The sequence below is a fragment of the Kitasatospora sp. cg17-2 genome, from assembly GCF_054031055.1.
In genome coordinates, this window is sequence record NZ_CM132923.1 from 1400776 (window position 1) to 1420253 (window position 19478).

The window sequence follows — 19478 nt, forward strand, 5'->3', positions numbered from 1 at the left end:
GGGACCGTCTTGTGCACCACACAGCGTCGTCATCCGATCGGATTAGGATTTGGCCCGAACAATCCCGACCTCGCTCGGTCGGTTCCCCTCCGTCCTTGCTCACCGTCCGTTCTTCCGGAGCACCCCCTTGCCTCTCGCGCTGGTCGCCCTGGCCGTCACCGCCTTCGCCATCGGAACCACCGAGTTCGCCGCCATGGGGCTGCTGCCCCAGGTCGCGAACGATCTGGACGTCTCGATCCCGCAGGCCGGCTGGCTGATCTCCGCCTACGCGCTGGGCGTGGTGATCGGGGCGCCGCTGCTCACCGCGCTCGCGGCCGGGCGGCCCCGGAAGGCGGTGCTGGTCGCCCTGGCCGGGTTCTTCGCCGCCGGGAACCTGCTCTGCGCGCTCGCCCCGGACTTCTGGACGCTGGCCGCCGCCCGGCTGGTCACCGGACTGCCGCACGGGGCGTTCTTCGGCGCCGGGGCGGTCGCGGCGGCCGAACTCGTCGCCCCGGACCGGCGGGCCAGGGCGGTCGCGGTGATGTTCTCCGGGCTGACCCTCGCCAATGTCGTCGGTGTGCCCGCCGCGACCCTGCTCGGCCAGCACCTGGGGTGGCGGGCGACCATGCTGGTGGTGGTCGCGATCGGCGCGGCGGGGGCGCTGGCGATCGCCCGGCTGGTCCCGGCGCTGCCGTCCCCCGCCCAGTCGGGCCTGCGGCACGAGCTGGGCGCGTTCCGCAGCGGACAGCTGTGGCTCGCGCTGGCCACGGTGGTCTTCGGCTGCGGCGGGTTCTTCGCCTGCTACTCCTACATCACCCCGCTGCTCACCGAGGTGTCCGGCTTCGCGACCGGGTCGGTGACCCTGGTGCTGGCGCTGTTCGGGGTCGGGATGACGATCGGCAACCTGCTCGGCGGCTACGCGGCCGACCGCGCGCTGCGGCCGACGGTGTGCGTCGCGTTCCTGCTGCTCGCCGCCGTGCTGGCACTGTTCGCGGTGACCGCCCGGGCCCAGTGGTCGGCGGCGGCGACGGTGGTGCTGGTGGGGATGTTCGGGTTCGCGATCGTCCCGGCGGTGCAGACGCTGGTGATGCGCGAGGCCCGGGGCGCGCCGACGCTGGCCTCGGCGACCGTGCAGGGCGCGTTCAACCTGGCCAACGCCCAGGGCGCGTACTTCGGCGGGCTCGCTCTGGACGCCGGGCTGGGCTGGACCTCGCCGCCGCTGGTCGGCTCGGGCCTGGCGGCCTCCGGCGCGGTGATCGCGGTCGCGGCCTGGGCCGCCGCCCGTCGGGGCACCCGGGCCGCGGGGGTCCCGAACGCTGTCGCGAGCGCTGTCGCCGGCGCGGGACCGGCCCCGGTGCCGGGCCCCGCGCCGGCCCCGGACGACCGGATCGGCGCGGGGACCGCGACGCCCCGCTGAGTCTCCGCCGAGCCCGCGCAGGGCCCCCGCAGGGCCCTGGGCGGACCCGTCAGGCCTCGTCGGCGGCCGACCCCGGACCCGCGACCGGAACCGGAACCGGCCGGAGGTCCCGGTGACCGTCGGCCAGCAGCGTGTAGCCCTCCGCGTTGAACTTGATGCCGGTCCGCTCCTCCTCGGTCAGCTCGCGGCGTACCTTGGCCGGCACCCCCGCGACCAGCGAACCGGGCGGGACCACCATGCCCTGCGGCACCACGGCGCCGGCCGCGACCAGCGAGCCGGCCCCGATCCGGGCGCCGTTCAGCACCGTGGCGTTCATCCCGACCAGGACGTCGTCCTCGATCACACAGCCGTGCAGCACGGCGTTGTGGCCGACCGAGATCCGCTCGCCCATCACCAGCGGGAAGCCGAGGTCGGCGTGCAGGGTGCAGTTGTCCTGGACGTTGCTGCCCGGGCCGACGGTGATCTCCTCGGCGTCGCCGCGCAGCACCGCGCCGTACCAGACGCTCGCCCCGGCGCCGACGGTCACGCTGCCGACGACGACCGCGTTGGGCGCCACGAAGGCGGTCGGGTCGACCCTCGGGACCCGGCCCCCGACCTCGGCGATCAGCGGCTCTGCCATCTCTGGTCCTCCTTGTGACGACTGACCATCAGGTGCGGGCCATGATGGCATCCGGCTCGGTGCGGTCAGTCGGCCGGGGCCGGGGCGGGAGCGGGAACGGCGGCGGTGGGCGGCGGGCCGCCGCAGGCGCCGGTGTCGAGCAGCTTCTGGAAGGCCGCGTTGGTGGCCGGCAGGTCCGACATGTCGAAGGCGTTCACGGAGGCGGCGAACTGCCGACGGGTGTCGCCGTCGGTGTAGACGAAGGTGTTGTAGCCGGGGATGCCGCCCGCGTGCCCCCAGACCGGGCCGCACGGCGTCGACACCCGCTGGAGGCCCAGACCGTACGCGTCCTGGCCGCTCTGCGGGGTGACGGCCATCATCTCGGCGAGCTGCGGCCGGGGCAGCAGTCGCCCGCCGATCAGGGCGGTGACGAAGGTGGTGAGGTCGGCGGTGGTCGAGATCCCGGCACCGGCCGCCCCCGCCATGCTCGGGTCCAGCTCGGTGACGTCCGCGGGTCCGGCCGGCAGGTCGTAGTAGCCGCGCGCGTGCGGGCCGGGGATCGTCGTCGCGTGGTCCGGCATGAAGGTGCGGGTCAGGCCCAGTCGGCGGACGATCCGCCGGTCCACCTCCTGCTGCCAGCTGTGCCCGGTGACCCGCTCGACGATCTGCCCGACCACGAGGTAGTTGGTGTTGGAGTAGTGCGCGCCCTGGCCCGGCTCGAAATACGGCGGGTGGGCGTTGGCGACGGCGATCAGCTGCTCAGGGGTGTACCGGGTGAAGCGGCCGGTCTCCAGCCACTGCTGGAGCCTGACGGGGTCCGACTCGTGGTCGAAGAGGTCGTCCTCGGTGTAGTTGAACAGACCGCTGGTGTGGTTGAGCAGCTGGCGCAGGGTGATGTTCCGGCCGTTCGGCACCGCGCCCGGCAGCAGCTTCTCCACCGGGTCGTCCAGCCGCAGCCGCCCCTCGGCGACGAGCTGGAGGACGACGGTGGAGACGAAGGTCTTGGTCACACTGCCGATCCGGAACAGGCCGTCGGGGTCCACCGGGGCCCCGGTGGTGAGGTCGGCGGTGCCGGCGGCGCCCTTCCACACGGTGCGACCGCGCTCGCTCACCCGGGCGAGCGTCGCCGAGGCCCCGCCGGGGTCGACCATGCCGCGCACGACGGCGTCCAGCGCCCGCGCGTCGACCCTCCGGCGCGCGTCCCCGCCGGCGGTCGCGCCGTCCTGCGTCCCTGCCACCGTCACCGTCGCCACCCCGCTCGGCCCGGTTGCGCCCAGCGCGCCGGCCGTCGGGGCGGTCACGCCCACCAGGCCCGCGCCGGCCAGCGCGAGTGCCACGACGCGCACGGCCGTGCCGCGTCGTCGGTGCCCTGTCCTGCCCGTACCCCCCGCGATCCCCGTACCGCCCGTACCGCTCCGTGCCGTCCCGTCCATGCGTCCTCCCACGTCAGTGCCTTCGGGTGCCCACAACACCCGTGCCGACTTCGGCAATTGACACTCTGACAGGAGCACCGGCGGATCTCCTCCGTCCACGGACCGACCCCACCCCGACTCAGGACCGAGATTCGGGCGCCCGTCACGGCCGTTTCCAGTACGGGCCACCCCTGACCCGCCTCGGGGTAGGTGCCTCCGACCGGGGCCGGAGGCACCTGCCCCAGGACGGCGTCAGGCCACCGGGGCCTTCACCCGCAGGACCTCGACGAACGCCCGCAGCCACGCCGGGTGGTCGGGCCAGGCGCGGGCCGAGACCACCACACCGTCGACCACCGCCTCGCCGTCCACGTACGTCGCGCCGGCCGCCGTCACGTCCGGCTCCAGGGCCGGGTAGGCGGCGCTGGTCCGCCCGCCGAGCACCCCGGCGGCGGCCGACACCAGCGGGCCGTGGCAGATCTGCGCGACCGGCTTCTCGCTCTCGAAGAAGTGCCGGACGATCCGCCGCACCTCCGGGTCGTTGCGCAGGTACTCGGGCGCGCGGCCACCCGGGATCACCAGCGCGACGTAGTCCGCCGGGTCCACCTCGGCGAAGGCCAGGTCGGCGGGCCAGGTGTAGCCCGGCTTCTCGGTGTAGGTGTCGAACCCCTCGACGAAGTCGTGCACCACGAACTGCAGCCGCTTGCGGGACGGTGCCGCGATGTCGACCTGGTAACCCTCCTCGCGCAGCCGCTGGTACGGGTAGAACACCTCCAGCGACTCCGCGGCGTCCCCCGTGACGAGCAGGATCTTCGATGCCATCGCCGACATCCCTCCGAATCGATCGATCGTCGGACATGCTGCCGGTCCGGGCCGGTGTGCCCGGCCCGGACCGACACCAACGTTCCGCACCGGAGGTACCCGCGCAACGGGGCGCACCGGGCATCCACGCCGTCGAGTGCGCCCCCGCACGCCACCCGGCGACGGCACGCGCCCCTGCCACGGGGACCTGGAGGCGCTGCTGCACGCCGAGAAGTCCTACGGCCTCTGCCAGGTCCAGGGCTGAGCCGCACCTGCCTCGCCGCCCACCGTCCTTGCCGGGCCGGGCAAGGACGGTAGGTGCCGGAACTTCTCCCGCAGTTCGCCCGACGGCCACCCGGCGGGGCGGGACTGCTCCTAGTCTGCGGGCGGCAGCCACACCGCGACGCCGACAGCGCGGCACCGACACCGCCGCGCCAACACCGCGACGCCATCCGCGCGAGCTAGGAGCTTCCATGACGTACCGTCCGACCGACGGCGACACCCCGGCGGAGTCCACCGAGGGCACCTCCTCCTCCCGCCGCACCTTCCTGCGGGCCACCGGCGCCGCCGGCCTCGGCGCGGCGGCCCTCGCCGCCGGGGCCGGGGAGGCGTTCGCCGCCCCCGGTGGGGACCAGCCCGGCGCGGACCGGTCCGGCGCCGACGACGAGCGCGGCGTCGCGTCCGACCGCCCGGCCGGCACCCGCCCGCCGGTCCGTACCGGCACCGGCCTGGACCGCCTGCCGCACCCGCTGATCGTCGGTCACCGCGGCGCCCCCGGCTACCGCCCCGAGCACACCCTGGGCTCCTACGACCTGGCGCTGCGGCTGGGCGCGGACGTCATCGAGCCCGACCTCGTCCCCACCAAGGACGGCCAGCTCGTGGTCCGGCACGAGAACAACATCGCGGAGACCACGGACGTCGCCGACCGCACCGAGTTCGCGAACCGCCGTGCCACCAAGACCATCGACGGTGTCACCCAGACCGGCTGGTTCACCGAGGACTTCACCCTCGCCGAGCTGCGCACCCTGCGCGCCAAGGAGCGGCTGCCGCAGCAGCGCCAGCGCAACACCCTCTACGACGGCCGCTGGGCGATCCCGACCTTCCGCGAGGTGGCCGACTTCGCCCGCAAGCGGGGCCGCGAGCTCGGCCGCGACGTCTGGGTGTACCCGGAGACCAAGCACCCCAGCTACTTCCGTTCGATCGGCCTGCCGCTGGAGGAGCGCCTCGCCGACGAGCTGCGCCGCACCGGGCTGGCCGGGCGCAACGGCCGGGCGATCCTGCAGTCCTTCGAGCCGAGCAGCCTGCAGCGGCTCGCCAAGCTGGTCGACAACCCGAAGATCTTCCTGCTCAGCGGCCCGACCAGCCAGCCGTACGACTTCGTGCTGTCCGGTGACAAGCGCACCGTGGCCGACCTCGTGAAGCCCGAGAACCTGCGCTGGATCGCCACCTTCGCGCACGGCATCGGCCCGACCACCACCCTGATCGCCCCGGTCGACGCGACCGGCAAGCTGCTGCCGCCGACCACCCTGGTCCGGGACGCGCACGCGGCGAACCTGCTGCTGCACCCGTACACGGTGCGCAACGAGAACGCCTTCCTGCCGCTGGACTACCGCCGGGGCACCGACCCCAACGCGTACGGCGACGCGATCGGCTGGGCGAAGTACCTGTACGAGCTCGGGGTGGACGGCTTCTTCACCGACCAGACCGACACCAGCGTGCTGGCCCGCCAGGACTTCTGGGACGCCAAGGGCGCGCACTGACGCACGCCGAGGGCAGTGAACCGCCGCGCCCCGGAACGTCCGTCGACGTTCCGGGGCGCGGCGCCGTCCGGGGCGGAGCGCCGGCGTCAGCCCTCGCCGTGCTGCTCCTCGGGCTGACCCTGCTGACCCTGCTGGCCCTGCTGGCCCTGCTGGCCCTGCTGCGCCTGATCCTGCGGCGCCTGGTCCCGCTGGGTCGGCTGTTCCTGCTGGGTCGGCTGGGCGGGCTTGCGGGTGGGCTGGCGGAACGGGCTCTGGGTGCGTCCGCCGGGCCAGTTCGGGGCGACGTCGGTCGGCTGGCCGCCGGGCCAGGTCGTCCACGGTGAGCCGCTGCCCGAGCCCGGGCTCGCCGAGGGGTCGCGCTTCGGCGGCGGGTTGGGGATGTAGACGGTCTCGAACTCCTGCACCGGCATGCCCCGGACGGCGTCGTTCATGGCCAGCTGCCAGATCGGCCCCGGGCCGGTGGCGCCGAAGACCTCGTCGAACCGCTTGCCGCCGATCGTGATGTTCTTCATCGGCACGCCGCCGGCCGGGCCGCCCAGCCAGACCGAGGCGGCCAGGTTGGCGGTGTAGCCGCTGAACCAGGCCGACTTCTTCTCGTCGGAGGTGCCGGTCTTGCCGGCGATCTGCCGGTCGTCGTTCAGCCCGAGGTCACGGGCGGTGCCGCCCTTCTCGGTGACCCCGAGCAGCACGGTGTTGATGACGTCGGCGGTGCTCTCGGACATCACCCGGTCGCACTTGGCCGGACTGACCGGGACGTCCTTGCCGTCCATGGTGGTGACACTGCTGATCGCGACCGGCGTGCAGTAGGTGCCGCGGTTGGCGAAGGTCGCGTAGACGTTGGCCATCACCAGCGGGCTCACCTCCTGGGTGCCCAGCCCGAGCGCCGGCAGTTCCTCCAGCGGCTTGCCGCTGGCCTTGCTCGCGACGCCGAGCTTGTTGGCCATCTGCTTGACCGCGCAGAGGCCGATCTCCTGCTCCATCTGCACGAAGTAGGTGTTGACCGAGAGCGCCATCGCCTCCTTGAGCTCGTACGGGCCGACCTCGCCCGAGGACTCGTTGGGGATGGTGCCGCCCTTCTTCCCCTTCTCCAGGTTCTTCCAGGTGCCTTCGCAGGTGGTCATGGTCGGCCAGTCCATCTTGTTCGGCGAGGGGTAGGACTGGGTGGACGTCAGCCCGGCCTCCAGCCCGGCGGCGGCCACGATCGGCTTGAAGTTGGAGCCCGGCTGGAAGCCGTTGCCGCCGCCCATCCCCGCGTCCACGTTGTAGTTGACGACGGTCTGGTTCTTGGCCGGGTCGATCCCGTACGGCCGGGTCTGGGTCATCGCCAGGATCTTCCCGGTGCCCGGCTCGACCATGGTCATCGCCGCCGACACCTGGTCGGTGACCTTCACCTTGGTGGTCACGGCCTTGAGCGCGGCCGCCTGCTTCACCGGGTCGAGGGTGGTGTGGATGAACAGGCCGCCCTGGTCCCAGAGTTTCTTGCGCTCGGCGGCGGTCTTGCCGAAGACCGGGTCCTGCTTGATCACGTGCCGGACGTAGTCGCAGAAGAAGCCCATGCCCGCGTCGGCGGTGATGCAGCCGTTCTGCGGCGCCTGGTAGTGCAGGGCGACCGGCCCGGACTTGGCCTCCTTGGCCTGCTCCGGGGTGAGGTGCTTGTTCTCGACCATCTTGTCGATGACGACGTCGCGGCGCTTGCGCGAGGCCTCGGGGTGGGCCTTGGGGTCGAACTGGGAGGGATTCTGCACCAGTCCGGCCAGCGTGGCGGCCTCGGCGACCGTGAGGTCCTTGCTGTTCTTGCTGAAGTAGCGCTGGGCCGCCGCCTGGATCCCGTACGCCTGCTGGCCGTAGTACGTGATGTTCAGGTAGTTGGTGAGGATCTGGTCCTTGGTCAGCTCCTCCTCCAGCTTGATGGAGTACTTGAGCTCCTGGACCTTGCGGCCGAGGGTCTTGCGCTGGGCCTCCAGCACCGCCACCGGGTCGTCGCCGGCCTTCTCGACGTTCACGTTCTTCACGTACTGCTGGGTGAGCGTGGACGCGCCCTGGACGGCGGTACCGCTCTCCGCGTTCTTGGTGATGGCCCGCAGGACGCCCTTGAGGTCGACCGCTCCGTGCTCGTAGAAGCGCGCGTCCTCGATGTCCACCTGGGCCTGGCGTATCAGCGTGCCCATCTCCTCGCCGGTGATCACCCGGCGGTCGCGCTCGTACACCTTGGCTATCTGCTGGCCCTTGGCGTCGTAGATCCAACTCGCCTGGGTCAGCGCCGGGGTCTTCAGGTCGGCGGGGATGCTGTCGAACTCCTCGACGCCGCTCTTCATGCCGAGCCCCAGCGCTCCGGCGGCCGGGAGGGCGATGCCCGCGAGCAGGACGCCCGCCAGGGTGCTGTAACCGAGGAACTTCACGCCGTGGCCGAGCAGGCCGAGCGGGGTCTCGCGGCGCCGGGGGCGCGGGACCCAGGTGTCGTGGGGCTCCGAGGAGGGCATGCGGCGGCTTCTCCGTGACATAGTCGGAACACTACGTCCACGAAAACCGCCCGTGGGGCCGGTGTTGGCCAAGCTTTGTCACAAATCGGCGACAGATCACCGGCGTTGGGCGTGGCGCCGGGGACGGTCGGCGGTTCCGCCCGCCCCGGGAGCCGGTCGTTCGCCCACGCTCGACAGGACTCGATCAAGAACGGGCGGGTCCGCCCGCCCCGCCCGCTCCCGGCCCTCAGCCCTCGCGCTTCTTGCGTCGCAGCCCGAACACCGCGACCGCGATCGCGGCCAGGAACGCCACCCCGAGCGCCTTGTCCCCGGTGCTCGCCGGGGCGTCCTTCCCCTCGGCGCGCGACGGCGGGGCGGCCGCGCCGGACGTCGGCGACGCCGGGCCCGAGGAGTCCGACGGGGCGGACGGGGCCGGGGTGGCACTCCGCAGGGGTTCGACGGTGTCCGGAAGCTGCGCGTCGTCGAGCGGCGCGCGCCAGACCGGACTGTCCTTGCCCTCGGTGCCGTAGAGCAGCGCCCGGCCGTCGGAGGTGAAGGTGACCGACTCCCCCTGCCGCTGGAACGGCGTGGACAGCGGTTCGGCGTCGCTCGGCGCGCCGTCCTTCCAGCGGTAGAGGGTGGCCGAGAAGTAGCCGCGCAGCACCAGTCGGGTGCCGTCCGGAGAGAAGGCGCCGTCGGTGGTCCACGGCGCGTCGGCGATCCTCCGGAAGGTGTTCACTCCCGTCGGGGAGAGCTTCTCCGGGCCCTGGTAGAGCCCGCCGCCGCCCTGCTTCTTGCTGGCGATGTAGGCGCGCCCGGTCACCGGGTGGACCATCAGCGCCTCCGCGTCGCGCGGGCCGTCCTCGTAGCGGACCTTGTAGCGGGTCACGTCCACGGTCTGGTCGTGCAGCTCGGCGGGTTCGGCGAAGGCGTAGATCCAGACCTCGGGCCATTTGCCGCCGAGGTTGTCGCCGAGGTCGCCGACGTAGAGCCGGCCGTCCGGACCGAGCGAGATCGCCTCGACGTCGCGGGGTTCGACGCCCCGCAGGGTCACGGTGGCGACCGTGCGGCCCTGGGAGTCGATCGCGTAGACGTACGGGCCGTCGTCGCTGTCGTTGTGGGTCCAGTAGACGCCGGGGTGCTGCCGGCTGGCGGCGAGGCCGCTGGACTCGGTGATCCTCGGGTCGGCGATGGAGAAGGCCTGGCCGCCAGGATCGGCCGCGTGCGCGGACGGGGCGCCGAAGGTGGCACCGGCGCCGACGGCGACCGCGGTGGTGGCGGTGGCGCAGGCCGCGGCGAGCAGCACTGCGGGGAGCCTGGTCGTTCGCATCCTCAGCACCGGTCGATCCTCCCACGGCCGCTCCCCCTGCCCGTTTTCCGCCGGGTCTCCGTCGGGGATCATTTCTCGTCACCTTGACGAGATCCCTTCGCCTTCAATATCGTCAGTACGACGAAAAGGAGTCGCCATGGCCGACATCACCAAGCGCTTCGGGCTGCGCCACCTGCGCGCCCGGCCCACCGCCCACATCCGGCACGTCCGCCGCGGCAAGCTCGCCCACGACGGCACCGGGCTCGCCTTCTGGTTCCGCCCGCTCACCGCCGCCCTCTCCGAGGTGCCGGTCGACGACCGCGAACTCGCGATGCTCTTCCACGCCCGCACCGCCGACTTCCAGGACGTCACCGTCCAGGGCACCCTGACCTACCGGATCACCGACCCGGCCACCGCCGCCGCCCGCGTCGACTTCGGCATCGACCCCGACACCGGCGCCTGGCGCTCCGCCCCGCTCGACCAGCTCGCCACCCTGCTCACCGAGACCGCCCAGCAGCACGCGCTCGGCCTGCTCGCCCGCACCCCGCTCGCCACCGCCCTGGCCGACGGCATCGCCGGCGTCCGCGAGCGGATGACCGCCGGCCTCGCCGCCGAACCCCGGCTCGCCGAGACCGGACTCGCCGTCATCTCCGTCCGCGTGGTCGCCCTGCGTCCCGAGCCGGAGGTGGAGCGCGCCCTGCGCACCCCCGCCCGGGAACTCGTCCAGCAGGAGGCCGACCGGGCCACCTTCGAGCGGCGCGCCGTCGCCGTCGAGCACGAGCGCGGCATCGCCGAGAACGAGCTCGCCAATCAGATCGAGCTCGCCCGGCGGCAGGAGCAGCTGATCACCCAGGAGGGCACCAACGCCCAGCGCCAGGCCGAGGACGAGGCCGTCGCCGACCGGATCCGCACCGACGCCGAGGCCCAGCGCCGCACCCGCCTCGCCGCCGCCGAGGCCGAGGCCGCCCGCGACCTGGGCGAGGCCAGGGCCGCCGCGGAGGCCGCCTGGCTGACCGCCCACCAGCAGGCCGACCCGGCGGTGCTGCGGGCGCTCGCGCTGATGCGGCTGGCCGAGCACCTGCCCCGGATCGACAGCCTCACCCTCACCCCGGACGTGCTGACCGGGCTGCTCGCCAAGCTCGGCGCGACGGGTTCGCCGGGGGACCCGCTCTCCGGTGGGGGCGAACGGTGACGTTGGCTCCCCGGGCCGTCCTGGTCCACCGCCGCAGCGAGTACCAGGAGCTGGTCGCCCACCACGGCACGCCCGGCCAGGCCGCCTACTTCCTGCGCAGCCGGGGCCGGTCGGTCGAGGAGATCGAGCGGCGCCACCTCCGGCAGGAGGAGGCGCTCGCCCGGGCGGCCGGCGCCGTGCCGCTGGACTGGCGCCGCACCCGGGTCGAACGCGCCGACCTGCCCCGGTTCCTCTTCGAGCCCGAGGACGTCGTCGTCGTGGTCGGCCAGGACGGCCTGGTCGCCAACGTCGCCAAGTACCTCGGCGGCCAGCCCGTCATCGGCGTGGACACCGAGCCCGGCCGCAACCCCGGAGTGCTGGTCCGCCACCGCGCCGACGACCTGCCCCGCCTCCTCCCGGCCGCCGTCGGCCCCGGCACCGACCGGCGGACCGAGGAGCGGACCATGGTCGAGGCCGTCGCCGACGACACCCAGCGGCTGCTCGCGCTCAACGAGGTCTACGTCGGCCAGCCCGGCCACCAGACCGCGCGGTACCGGCTGGCCGTCGAGCAGCACCCCGGCGCGCCGGACGGCGAGGAGGCGCAGGCCTCGTCCGGGGTGCTGGTCGGCACCGGCACCGGCGGCACCGGCTGGTGCCGCTCCGTCTGGCAGGACCGGGGCGGGCCGCTCGCCCTGCCCGCGCCCGCCGCCCCTTCGCTCGCCTGGTTCGTCCGCGAGGCCTGGCCCTCCCCCGCCACCGGCACCACCCGGGTGCACGGCCTGCTCGACGGGGAGCAGCGGCTCGTCCTGACCGTCGAGTCGGACCGGCTGGTGGCGTTCGGGGACGGCGTCGAGAGCGATGCGCTGGACCTCGTCCGCGGCCAGACCGTGCGGGTGGGCGTCGCCGCGACCCGGCTGCGGCTGCTCGGCTGAGCCTCCGCCCTACCGGGCCTGTGCCAACTGCTCCTCGTGCCGCACCACCACCACCGGGCAGAACGCGTGCTGGATCATCGCCTGGCTGGTCGAGCCCAGCAGCATGCCCGTGAAGCCGCCCCGGCCCCGGGCGCCGACCACCAGCAGTTGCGCCGCCCGGCTCGCGTCGATCAGCGCCGGCCGGGCGTGGGCCTCGATCATTTCCGAGCGCAGTTCGACGTCCGGGTACTTGTCGCGGTGGCCGGCCAGGGCCTCGGCGAGTGCCCACTCCTCCTGGCCCGGCAGGCTCGCGCTGGGATGCGCCACGTGCAGCGCGGTCAACGGCACCCGGCGGGCGGAGGCTTCCGCGAAGGCGAAGCCCAGTGCCTCGGCGCCCACCCCAGATCCGTCCACCGCCACCAGCACCGGCCCGTCCGGCTCCGGCCGACCCCGGACGATCAGCACCGGGCAGGCGGCGTGCGCGGCCAGGTGCACGGCCACCGAGCCGATCAGCAGCGCCCCGAACCGGCCGAGACCCCGGCTGCCGACCACGACCAGGCAGGAGTCCCGCGACCGGTGGGCCAGCACGGTCAGCGGCTCACCGGTGACCAGCTCGGCGGCGATCTCCAGCCGGGGATCCAGCGCCCGGGCCCGGGCCCGGGCGTCCTCCAGCACGTTCTCCGCCTGGTGCCGCAGCCCGCCCTCCGCCGGACCGCCCTGGGCCGGGCCGAGCGGCACGTGCATCAGCGGCCAGATGAAGGCGTGCACGATCCGCAGGCCGCGGCCGCGCAGCCGCGCCTCCCGGACCGCGACGTCCACGGCCGCGAGGCTCGCCTCCGAACCGTCCACCCCCACCAGCACCGGGTCACTCATCGCCCGCCTCCTGCTTCTCCTGCTTCTCGTCGGGGGTCCGCTCGTAGGGCACCACCGCGACCGGGCACGGCACGTGGTGCAGCACCGCGTGCGCGACCGACCCCAGGTGCGCTCCCAGCGGGGACCGCCGGACCCGCCGACCGATCACCACCAGCCCGGCGCCCGCCGCCGCCCGCTCCGCGAGCACCTTGGCGGGCCGGGCGTTCAGGACCTCCTCGACCACTGTCACCCCGGGGTGCTCGGCCCGCCACGGCTGGACCACCCGCCCGAGCTCGACCTCGGCGAAGGTCTGCATCTCGCCGGACACGTCGACGCTCGCGGCGATGCCCGCGTACTGGTAGGCCACCGGCAGCGTCCAGGCGTAGACGGCCCGCAGCGGCAGGCCGCGCCGCTCGGCCACCGCGAAGGCGTGGCCGAGCACCTCGGCGGCGCCCTGGTAGGGGTCGACGCCGACCACGACCTCGCCGGTTTCCTCCTGCGCCCGCCCCTCGCGGACCAGCACCACCGGGCAGTCCACCTTGGCGAGCACCCGCCGGCTCACCGACCCGACCAGGAACCCCGCCACCGCCCCGAGCCCCCGCGACCCGAGCACCAGGGTCTCCGCGCCGGGCTCCTCCCCTGCCTCCTCCACCAGCGCCCGCACCGGATCGTGCGGCACCTGCACCGCCGTCACCGCCAGCTCCGGCCACCGCTCCCGCACCCGCAACTCCGCCTCGCGCAGCGTCACCTCCGCCTGCCGCCGCGCCACATCCACCGCCCCCAGCACCGACAGCGGCGTCACCACACTCGGCCAGGCCAGCACCACCCTCAGCCCGGCCCCGCGCCCCGCTGCCTCCTCCGCGGCCCAGTCCAGCGCCGCCAGACTCTCGGGCGACCCATCCACCCCGACCACGACGAATCCGCTCACAACCGCCTCCACCCAACCGGACCCGGACGAACCACGCGCTCGCCCGCACCCCCACCCTCCCCACCCCGGTCCAAGTCCACCCAGAGTCCAAGGTCCCCGCCACCGGACCGGTGGTCCCGGGCCGACTCCCTACTCACAACCGGGCCTGGGGCGGCGATGTACAGGTGATCAGGCTGATCGGTCGGTCGAAGGAGCCGGTTCAGGACTCCGCGTTCCAACCCCCCTGGGAGACCCAGAGAGGTGCCTCCGGATTGGCCGGAGCGACCTCTTCGGCGTATCGATATGTTCCGTCCACGACACCGGCGACGAAGTCGGAGAACCCGCCGCCGAAGCAGTCCCACTCGTTCAGGCTCCGATACCAGGCGACGATCGGCCAGGAGTCCGGATCATCTCCGTCGGTCAGCCAGAAGAACTGGTCCGCATTGATGTTCGACCCCCATCCGAGAAGGCCGCCGGGATCCGGAAAGACCGGATACGGCATGTCCTCGTCCGCCGCCAGCTCGGCGGCGATCCCGTGTGTCGTCGCGCGCACAAAGCCAGGAAATCCAACGGCGGACCCCCCGTCCAGCGACTGCAGCGTCGGAATCCGGACCGACAGCTCGCCGTTGATCCGAACAGAGCCATATCGGTCCACAAATTCCCGGTAGTCGGACGGAAAAACGATCCCGACTTCGGCCGAGGAGTTGCCCCACGGTGGCCCGACCACACCCTCGACCGGGCTGCCGAAAAGACTCCACAGGCGACGACTCGCCACAATAAGCTCCCGACCCATCAAATTCGCCGACGATTGACCCGATTCCTATGACTGGCGCCCGAAACAGCGGCGGACCCGAATCAGGCAGGTGGCGTGGCCGCTACCTGCCCCCGCCTCGGCATCCCGTCCGGATGCGGCACATTCAGGTGCCGCATCACCGAGCCGTCGCCGTAGAGTCGGACGAACTCCTTGGAATCCTCCGGAAGCTCTGCACCGGCCCACTTCTCGATTTCCGCCCAGGCTTCGGGCCTGGGCGGCCGGAGCCACGGTTCTGCCTGCATCAGGTCCCGGAGGACGACCTCCGGAAGCTCACTCATCCCAACCTCGTCCGTCCTTGCCGAGCGGATCGGCGCATTCCCCAAGAATCAGTCGATCGACATTCATACCACTCGCCCGCCCGGAGGACGGATCAAGGGAGGGTGAGGATGCGGGGACCGGTGGGGGTGATGGCGACGGTGTGTTCGACGTGGGCGGCGCGGGTGCCGTCGGTGGTGCGGAGGGTCCAGCCGTCGGGGTCGGTGGTGTGGGTGTCGGTGCCGTCGGCGATGAGCATCGGTTCGATGGCGAGGACCAGGCCCGGCTTCAGGGGGAAGCCCCGGCCGGGGCGGCCCTCGTTGGGGAGGTGGGGGTCCTCGTGCATGCGGCGGCCGATGCCGTGGCCGCCGTAGCCCTCCAGCAGGCCGTAGCGCGCGCCGCGGGCGACGGTGCCGATGGCGTGGGCGATGTCGCCGGTGCGGTTGCCGACGACGGCGGCGGCGATGCCGGCCGCCAGGGCGCGGCGGGCGGTGTCGATCAGCCGCTGGTCCTCGGGGCGGGGCCGGCCGACGGTGAAGCTGACGGCGGCGTCGCCCGCCCAGCCGTCCAGGAGGGCGCCGCAGTCGATGCTCACGAGGTCCCCGTCGCGCAGCCGGTAGCCGGTGGGGATCCCGTGCACGACGGCGTCGTTGACGGAGGCGCAGATGACGGCCGGGAAGGGCACCGGGGCGAAGGACGGCCGGTAGCCGAGGAACGGGGAGGTCGCACCCGCCTTCCGCAGCACCTCCCGGGCCACCTCGTCGAGTTCCCGCAGGCTCACCCCGACCCCGGCGGCCCGCTCGACCTCCGCCAGCGCGGTGCCGACCACCCGCCCCGACTCCCGCATCGCGGTCAGCGCCGCCTCCGACTTGAACTCCACCATGGGACCCTCCGGGCCTAGCTCCAATTCTTATACCGGTATTTGTATCACGGTGGAGTGGGTCGGGCAGGCCGGACGAGTGGCCTACCATCGGGGGCATGGTGAGGACTCCGCTGACCCCCGGGGAACGCGAGCGCGGCGAGCGCTTCGGTGTACTGCTGCGCGAGGCCCGGGGCGGGCGCAGCATGGTCGAGGTGGCGGCGGCGGCCGGGGTGTCGGCCGAGACGCTGCGCAAGATCGAGACCGGACGGGCGCCGACACCCTCGTTCTTCACCGTCGCGGCGCTGGCGTACGCGCTGGGGCTGTCGCTGGACGAGCTGGCCGCCGCGGCCGTGCTGCCGGGCGCGGACGAGGACGGGGCCGAGGCGCTGTCGGCCTGAGACGGCCGGCGGTCCGGGGCCGGGTGGGGGTCCGACCCCGGACCTGCGCGCCCCCGGTCAGGCGCCCCGGTCAGGCGGTGATGCCCCCGTCGAGGACGAGGTCGGCGCCGACGGTGAACGCCGACTCCTCGGAGGCGAGGTGCAGCACGGCGGCCGCGACCTCCTCGACGGCCCCGGCCCGGCCGACCGGGACGTCGCCCTTCATCCGGTCCGCCTTGTCGGAGGCATTCTCGCCGGGGCGGGAGGACATGGTGGTGTCGACCGGGCCCGGGCTGACCATGTTGATCCGCACGCCGTCGGCGATGTGGTCGCGGGCGGCGCTGCGGGTCAGGGTGGCCACGGCGGCCTTGGAGACGGCGTAGGCGCCGAGGTTCGGCAGGCGGACGTGGGTGCCCAGGTTCGAGGCGATGTTGACGATCGCTCCGCCGCCGTTGGCGCGCTGGTGGGCGATCTGGTGCTTCATCGCGTACCAGGTGCCGTTGAGGTTGATGTCGATGACGCGCCGCCACTCCTCCTCCTCGACGTCGGCGATCGGGGCTATGCCGCCGAGCACACCGGCGTTGTTGACGGCGATGTCCAGGGCGCCCAGGCGCTCCACGGTCTCCCGGACCAGGCGGGCGGCGTCCGCGGACTCGGACACCGAGCCGACCAGGGCCACGGCGGTACCGCCCTCCCGCTCGATCAGGGCGACGGTCTCGGCCAGGGCACTCGCGGTGCGGCCGGCGACGGCGACGCGGGCGCCCTCCCGGGCGAAGGCGAGGGCCACGGCTCGGCCGATGCCGCTGCCGCCACCGGTGACCAGGACGGACTTGCCGGTGAAGCGGGTGGTGCTGCGGGACATGGAGTACTCCTCGATCAAGGCCTGGAAGGCCGGTCCAAATTGACCGTTCGGTTCAGAATGAGGACAAAAAAGGGGCACGGGACGGGGAGGGGGCCGGTCAGTCGAGCAGGGTGAGGGCCTGGTCGGCGGCGTCGCGCAGCCGGGCCGAGCCCTCGCCGGCCTTGCCGATCACCCGCATGCCCTGGAACAGCACCAGCAGCATCCGGGCCAGCGCCTGCGGGTCGCGCTCCTCGGGCAGCTCGCCCTGCGCCCGGGCGCGGACCAGGGCCGCGGCGAGCACCGTCTCCAGATGGAGCAGGTTGGACTCCACCCGGCGGGCGGCACCTTCGTCGTGCGGGGCCAGTTCGACCGCCGTGTTGGTGACGAAACAGCCCCGGTGGGGGCCGCCCTCACCGTCCGCGGCGGACTCGGCGGCGAACCGGCGGACCAGCGCCCGGACGGCCGGCAGCACCGGGCCCGGCTGCGACAGCTCGGCCAGCAGCACCGGCTGCTGTTGCTGCCCGTACCGCTCCAGCGCCCGCAGGTAGAGCTCCCGCTTGCTGCCGAAGGTGGCGTAGACGCTGGCCCGGGCGATCCCGAGGTGTTCCACCAGCTCGGCCATCGAGGTGGCCTCGTAGCCGCGCCGCCAGAACAGCTCCAGGGCCGACTGGAGCACCGCGTCGGGGTCGAATTCCTTGGTCCGTGCCATAACTGAAAGGTAGTCGATTCCAGATCGATCGGTCAAGAATGGAGAGGGGGTGGCCGGCCCGCCCCGTGGAGGGGCGGGCCGGCGACGGGCCTCAGCCCTCGGCGAGGTGGCGCTCCACCGTGGCGACCTTGCTGGTCAGCCCGTCGGTCACGCCGGCGCGGTCGTCGATCTTGATGACGGTGCTGACCCGGTTGCTGTAGGCCTTCACCGCCTCGATCGCCGCCCGGATCACCGGCATCACCTCGTCCCACTCCCCCTCGACACTGGTGAACATCGCGTCCGTGCGGTTCGGCAGTCCGCTCGCGCGGACCACCCGGACGGCGGCGGCGACCGCCTCCCCCACGTCCTCGCCGACCCCCAGCGGGGTGACCGAAAAGGCAGCGATCACGACTCCGTCTCCTCCCACGACTCCGCGGCACCGAGGCCCGGGTAGCATCCCGGGTCGGGTCCCGGCCACCGGGGCGACCAGCCTAACCACCCGCTCAGACCACGGTCGGCAGCGGCGGTTCGACCGCCAGCGGCGCAGTACTGCGGGCGCGGTGCTGGGCGGCCCAGGCGGTGAGCGCCACGGTGCAGGCGTGGTCCAGGTGGCGCAGCCCGGACCAGTCGAGTTCGACCGGGCGGTCCGCGGGGAGGCGTTCGAGGGTGTCGAGCAGCCGGGGCAGCCGCAGGAAGGTGGCGTTGCCGCTCAGCCGGACCCGCAGCGGGGCTTCCTCCGTGCCGGGCGCGGCGGGCCGCTCCTCGACGCCGATCTGCAGGTGGGAGGTCTGCCAGGCCGACTTGGCCACGGCCAGGCCGATGCCGATCAGCACGCCCTCGAACAGGTCGGTGGTGATGATCGAGACGGCGGTGACGGCCAGCACCACCGCCTCCCCCCGGTGTTCGCGGCAGAGCGCCGCGATCCGCCGCACCGGGACGAGCTTGGCGCCCGCGTGCACCAGGACGGCGGCCAGCGCGGTCAGCGGGACCAGGCCGAGCGCACCCGGCAGCAGCGCCGTGAAGAGCAGCAGCCAGCCGCCGTGCAGGACGCGCGAGGCCTTGCTGCGGGCACCGGCCTGGACGTTGGTCGCGCTGCGGACGATCACCGCCGTCATCGGGAGCGCGCCGAGCAGGCCGCAGAGGGCGTTGCCGATGCCCTGGGCGGTGAGTTCGCGGTCGTAGTCGGTGCGCGGGCCGTGGTGCATCCGGTCGACGGCGGCCGCGCTGAACAGCGTCTCGGCGGAGGCGATCAGGGTGAAGGCGAGCACGGTGCCGGCGCCGGCCGTGGTGGCCAGGGCGCCGAGCGCGGCGTGGTCGGGCAGTTGGAGGACGTCGAGCAGCCCCGCCACCTCGACCCGGGCCACCGGCAGGTCGAACACGGCGGTGACGGCGGCGGCCAGGCCGACCGCGGCCAGCGGGCCCGGCACCGCCCGGCCGAGCCGGGGCGGCAGGTACTTCCAGGCGACCAGCACCAGCAGGGTGGCGGCCCCGAGCGCCAGGGCGCCCCGGTCGGCGGCGCCGGTGACGGCGTCGCGCAGCAGCGCGGGCAGGCCGGCGATCTTCTCCGGACCGGTCCCGGGGGCCCGGCGGTCGGCGAGCGCGTAGAGCTGGCCGAACAGCAGGGTGAGGCCGATGCCGGCCAGCATGCCGTGCACCACGGAGGCCGACATGGCGCGGAACCAGCGGCCCAACCGCATCGCACCCATGGCGAGTTGGAGCAGGCCGGTGAGCAGCACCAGGACGCCGAGGGCGCCCGCGCCGTACTCCTGGACGGCTTCGTGGACGAGGACGGTGAGACCGGCGGCCGGGCCGCTGACCTGGAGGCTGCTGCCGGGCAGCGCGCCGACCAGCAGACCGCCGACGATGCCGGTGACCAGGCCGAGTTCGGCGGGCACCCCCGAGGCGACGGCGACGCCGACGCAGAGCGGGAGAGCGACCAGGAAGACGACCAGGGAGGCGGGGAGGTCGTACCGCCAGGGCACGGCGCGCAGCACGGCCACCGGGCCGCGCCGGGGACGGGAACCGGGACGGGAGCGCGGAGCCGCGGGCGGGTTCTTCCCCCGGCGGG

General features: G+C 73.5%; 19 protein-coding genes. 5 read left to right on the forward strand and 14 right to left on the reverse strand.

All coding sequences use genetic code 11. The features are described 5' to 3' along the window. Window positions 1-127 precede the first annotated feature (127 nt). On the forward strand, window positions 128-1396 hold the full coding sequence (locus ACW14Y_RS05545; protein WP_380307969.1) for an MFS transporter: 1269 nt from the start codon (window positions 128-130) through the stop codon (window positions 1394-1396). A 49-nt stretch (window positions 1397-1445) separates the two neighbouring features. Here the strand turns inward: ACW14Y_RS05545 and ACW14Y_RS05550 are convergent, their stop codons facing one another. The 3 genes from ACW14Y_RS05550 to ACW14Y_RS05560 all read right to left on the reverse strand — a co-directional run bounded on the left by ACW14Y_RS05550 (window position 1446) and on the right by ACW14Y_RS05560 (window position 4225). Beyond that, the gene (locus tag ACW14Y_RS05550) at window positions 1446-2015 is read right to left on the reverse strand and encodes a gamma carbonic anhydrase family protein (RefSeq protein WP_380307971.1); all 570 of its coding nucleotides are present in this window, start codon (window positions 2013-2015) and stop codon (window positions 1446-1448) included. Window positions 2016-2080: 65 nt separating this feature from the next. Further along, complete coding sequence (locus ACW14Y_RS05555) at window positions 2081-3331, reverse strand: serine hydrolase domain-containing protein (protein ID WP_456986075.1); 1251 nt, start codon at window positions 3329-3331, stop codon at window positions 2081-2083. A gap of 327 nt (window positions 3332-3658) precedes the next feature. After that, window positions 3659-4225 carry a DJ-1/PfpI family protein gene (locus ACW14Y_RS05560; RefSeq protein WP_380307975.1) on the reverse strand — a complete coding sequence of 189 codons (567 nt, stop codon included), beginning with the start codon at window positions 4223-4225 and terminating at the stop codon, window positions 3659-3661. Window positions 4226-4677: 452 nt separating this feature from the next. Here ACW14Y_RS05560 and ACW14Y_RS05565 point away from each other — a divergent pair, with 452 nt between their 5' ends. Beyond that, on the forward strand, window positions 4678-5964 hold the full coding sequence (locus ACW14Y_RS05565) for a glycerophosphodiester phosphodiesterase (RefSeq protein WP_456986076.1): 1287 nt from the start codon (window positions 4678-4680) through the stop codon (window positions 5962-5964). A gap of 86 nt (window positions 5965-6050) precedes the next feature. Here the strand turns inward: ACW14Y_RS05565 and ACW14Y_RS05570 are convergent, their stop codons facing one another. After that, entirely contained in the window at window positions 6051-8444 is a 2394-nt protein-coding gene (locus tag ACW14Y_RS05570; protein WP_456986078.1) for a transglycosylase domain-containing protein, read from the reverse strand. Between the two features lie 226 nt (window positions 8445-8670). Beyond that, window positions 8671-9753, reverse strand: a complete 1083-nt coding sequence (locus ACW14Y_RS05575; protein WP_380306929.1) for a hypothetical protein — start codon at window positions 9751-9753, stop codon at window positions 8671-8673. A gap of 136 nt (window positions 9754-9889) precedes the next feature. On the opposite strand from ACW14Y_RS05575, the gene ACW14Y_RS05580 reads away from it, so the two are divergent. Next, on the forward strand, window positions 9890-10924 hold the full coding sequence (locus ACW14Y_RS05580; RefSeq protein WP_456986079.1) for an SPFH domain-containing protein: 1035 nt from the start codon (window positions 9890-9892) through the stop codon (window positions 10922-10924). Next, entirely contained in the window at window positions 10921-11835 is a 915-nt protein-coding gene (locus ACW14Y_RS05585; protein ID WP_380438878.1) for a hypothetical protein, read from the forward strand. Before ACW14Y_RS05580 ends, ACW14Y_RS05585 begins: the two co-directional genes overlap by 4 nt. Before the next feature lie 9 nt (window positions 11836-11844). Here ACW14Y_RS05585 and ACW14Y_RS05590 read toward each other — a convergent pair whose 3' ends face one another. The 5 genes from ACW14Y_RS05590 to map form a co-directional block, all read right to left on the reverse strand. Beyond that, window positions 11845-12687 (reverse strand): universal stress protein, encoded by an 843-nt coding sequence (locus ACW14Y_RS05590; RefSeq protein ID WP_456986080.1) that lies wholly within the window; start codon window positions 12685-12687, stop codon window positions 11845-11847. Next, entirely contained in the window at window positions 12680-13594 is a 915-nt protein-coding gene (locus ACW14Y_RS05595; protein WP_456986081.1) for a universal stress protein, read from the reverse strand. The genes ACW14Y_RS05590 and ACW14Y_RS05595 overlap by 8 nt, the downstream gene beginning before the upstream one ends. 199 nt (window positions 13595-13793) lie before the next feature. Continuing rightward, window positions 13794-14348 (reverse strand): hypothetical protein, encoded by a 555-nt coding sequence (locus ACW14Y_RS05600; RefSeq protein ID WP_456986082.1) that lies wholly within the window; start codon window positions 14346-14348, stop codon window positions 13794-13796. Between the two features lie 80 nt (window positions 14349-14428). Continuing rightward, window positions 14429-14665: a hypothetical protein gene (locus tag ACW14Y_RS05605; protein ID WP_456986083.1), complete on the reverse strand. Its 237-nt coding sequence runs from the start codon at window positions 14663-14665 to the stop codon at window positions 14429-14431. Window positions 14666-14757: 92 nt separating this feature from the next. Continuing rightward, window positions 14758-15525 carry a type I methionyl aminopeptidase gene (map, locus tag ACW14Y_RS05610; RefSeq protein ID WP_456986084.1) on the reverse strand — a complete coding sequence of 256 codons (768 nt, stop codon included), beginning with the start codon at window positions 15523-15525 and terminating at the stop codon, window positions 14758-14760. Window positions 15526-15620: 95 nt separating this feature from the next. Between map and ACW14Y_RS05615 the strand changes: the two genes are divergently transcribed. Further along, window positions 15621-15902 carry a helix-turn-helix domain-containing protein gene (locus ACW14Y_RS05615; protein WP_402724924.1) on the forward strand — a complete coding sequence of 94 codons (282 nt, stop codon included), beginning with the start codon at window positions 15621-15623 and terminating at the stop codon, window positions 15900-15902. A gap of 70 nt (window positions 15903-15972) precedes the next feature. On the opposite strand, the gene ACW14Y_RS05620 is transcribed toward ACW14Y_RS05615, so the two are convergent. The 4 genes from ACW14Y_RS05620 to ACW14Y_RS05635 form a co-directional block, all read right to left on the reverse strand. Continuing rightward, entirely contained in the window at window positions 15973-16743 is a 771-nt protein-coding gene (locus ACW14Y_RS05620) for an SDR family NAD(P)-dependent oxidoreductase (protein ID WP_456986085.1), read from the reverse strand. A 97-nt stretch (window positions 16744-16840) separates the two neighbouring features. Beyond that, complete coding sequence (locus ACW14Y_RS05625; protein ID WP_380306905.1) at window positions 16841-17431, reverse strand: TetR/AcrR family transcriptional regulator; 591 nt, start codon at window positions 17429-17431, stop codon at window positions 16841-16843. Between the two features lie 91 nt (window positions 17432-17522). Further along, window positions 17523-17819 (reverse strand): MTH1187 family thiamine-binding protein, encoded by a 297-nt coding sequence (locus ACW14Y_RS05630; protein ID WP_380306903.1) that lies wholly within the window; start codon window positions 17817-17819, stop codon window positions 17523-17525. A gap of 94 nt (window positions 17820-17913) precedes the next feature. Next, on the reverse strand, window positions 17914-19410 hold the full coding sequence (locus tag ACW14Y_RS05635) for a SulP family inorganic anion transporter (RefSeq protein ID WP_380387000.1): 1497 nt from the start codon (window positions 19408-19410) through the stop codon (window positions 17914-17916). Window positions 19411-19478 lie beyond the last annotated feature (68 nt).

Excerpts from the sequence above, each read along its gene's own strand:
- ACW14Y_RS05550 (WP_380307971.1), bottom strand. The coding sequence starts at position 2,015 with ATGGCAGAGCCGCTGATCGCCGAGGTCGGGGGCCGGGTCCCGAGGGTC.
- ACW14Y_RS05560 (WP_380307975.1), bottom strand. The coding sequence starts at position 4,225 with ATGGCATCGAAGATCCTGCTCGTCACGGGGGACGCCGCGGAGTCGCTG.
- ACW14Y_RS05565 (WP_456986076.1), top strand. The coding sequence starts at position 4,678 with ATGACGTACCGTCCGACCGACGGCGACACCCCGGCGGAGTCCACCGAG.
- ACW14Y_RS05570 (WP_456986078.1), bottom strand. The coding sequence starts at position 8,444 with ATGCCCTCCTCGGAGCCCCACGACACCTGGGTCCCGCGCCCCCGGCGC.
- ACW14Y_RS05575 (WP_380306929.1), bottom strand. The coding sequence starts at position 9,753 with ATGCGAACGACCAGGCTCCCCGCAGTGCTGCTCGCCGCGGCCTGCGCC.
- ACW14Y_RS05580 (WP_456986079.1), top strand. The coding sequence starts at position 9,890 with ATGGCCGACATCACCAAGCGCTTCGGGCTGCGCCACCTGCGCGCCCGG.
- ACW14Y_RS05590 (WP_456986080.1), bottom strand. The coding sequence starts at position 12,687 with ATGAGTGACCCGGTGCTGGTGGGGGTGGACGGTTCGGAGGCGAGCCTC.
- ACW14Y_RS05605 (WP_456986083.1), bottom strand. The coding sequence starts at position 14,665 with ATGAGTGAGCTTCCGGAGGTCGTCCTCCGGGACCTGATGCAGGCAGAA.
- map (WP_456986084.1), bottom strand. The coding sequence starts at position 15,525 with ATGGTGGAGTTCAAGTCGGAGGCGGCGCTGACCGCGATGCGGGAGTCG.
- ACW14Y_RS05615 (WP_402724924.1), top strand. The coding sequence starts at position 15,621 with ATGGTGAGGACTCCGCTGACCCCCGGGGAACGCGAGCGCGGCGAGCGC.
- ACW14Y_RS05620 (WP_456986085.1), bottom strand. The coding sequence starts at position 16,743 with ATGTCCCGCAGCACCACCCGCTTCACCGGCAAGTCCGTCCTGGTCACC.
- ACW14Y_RS05625 (WP_380306905.1), bottom strand. The coding sequence starts at position 17,431 with ATGGCACGGACCAAGGAATTCGACCCCGACGCGGTGCTCCAGTCGGCC.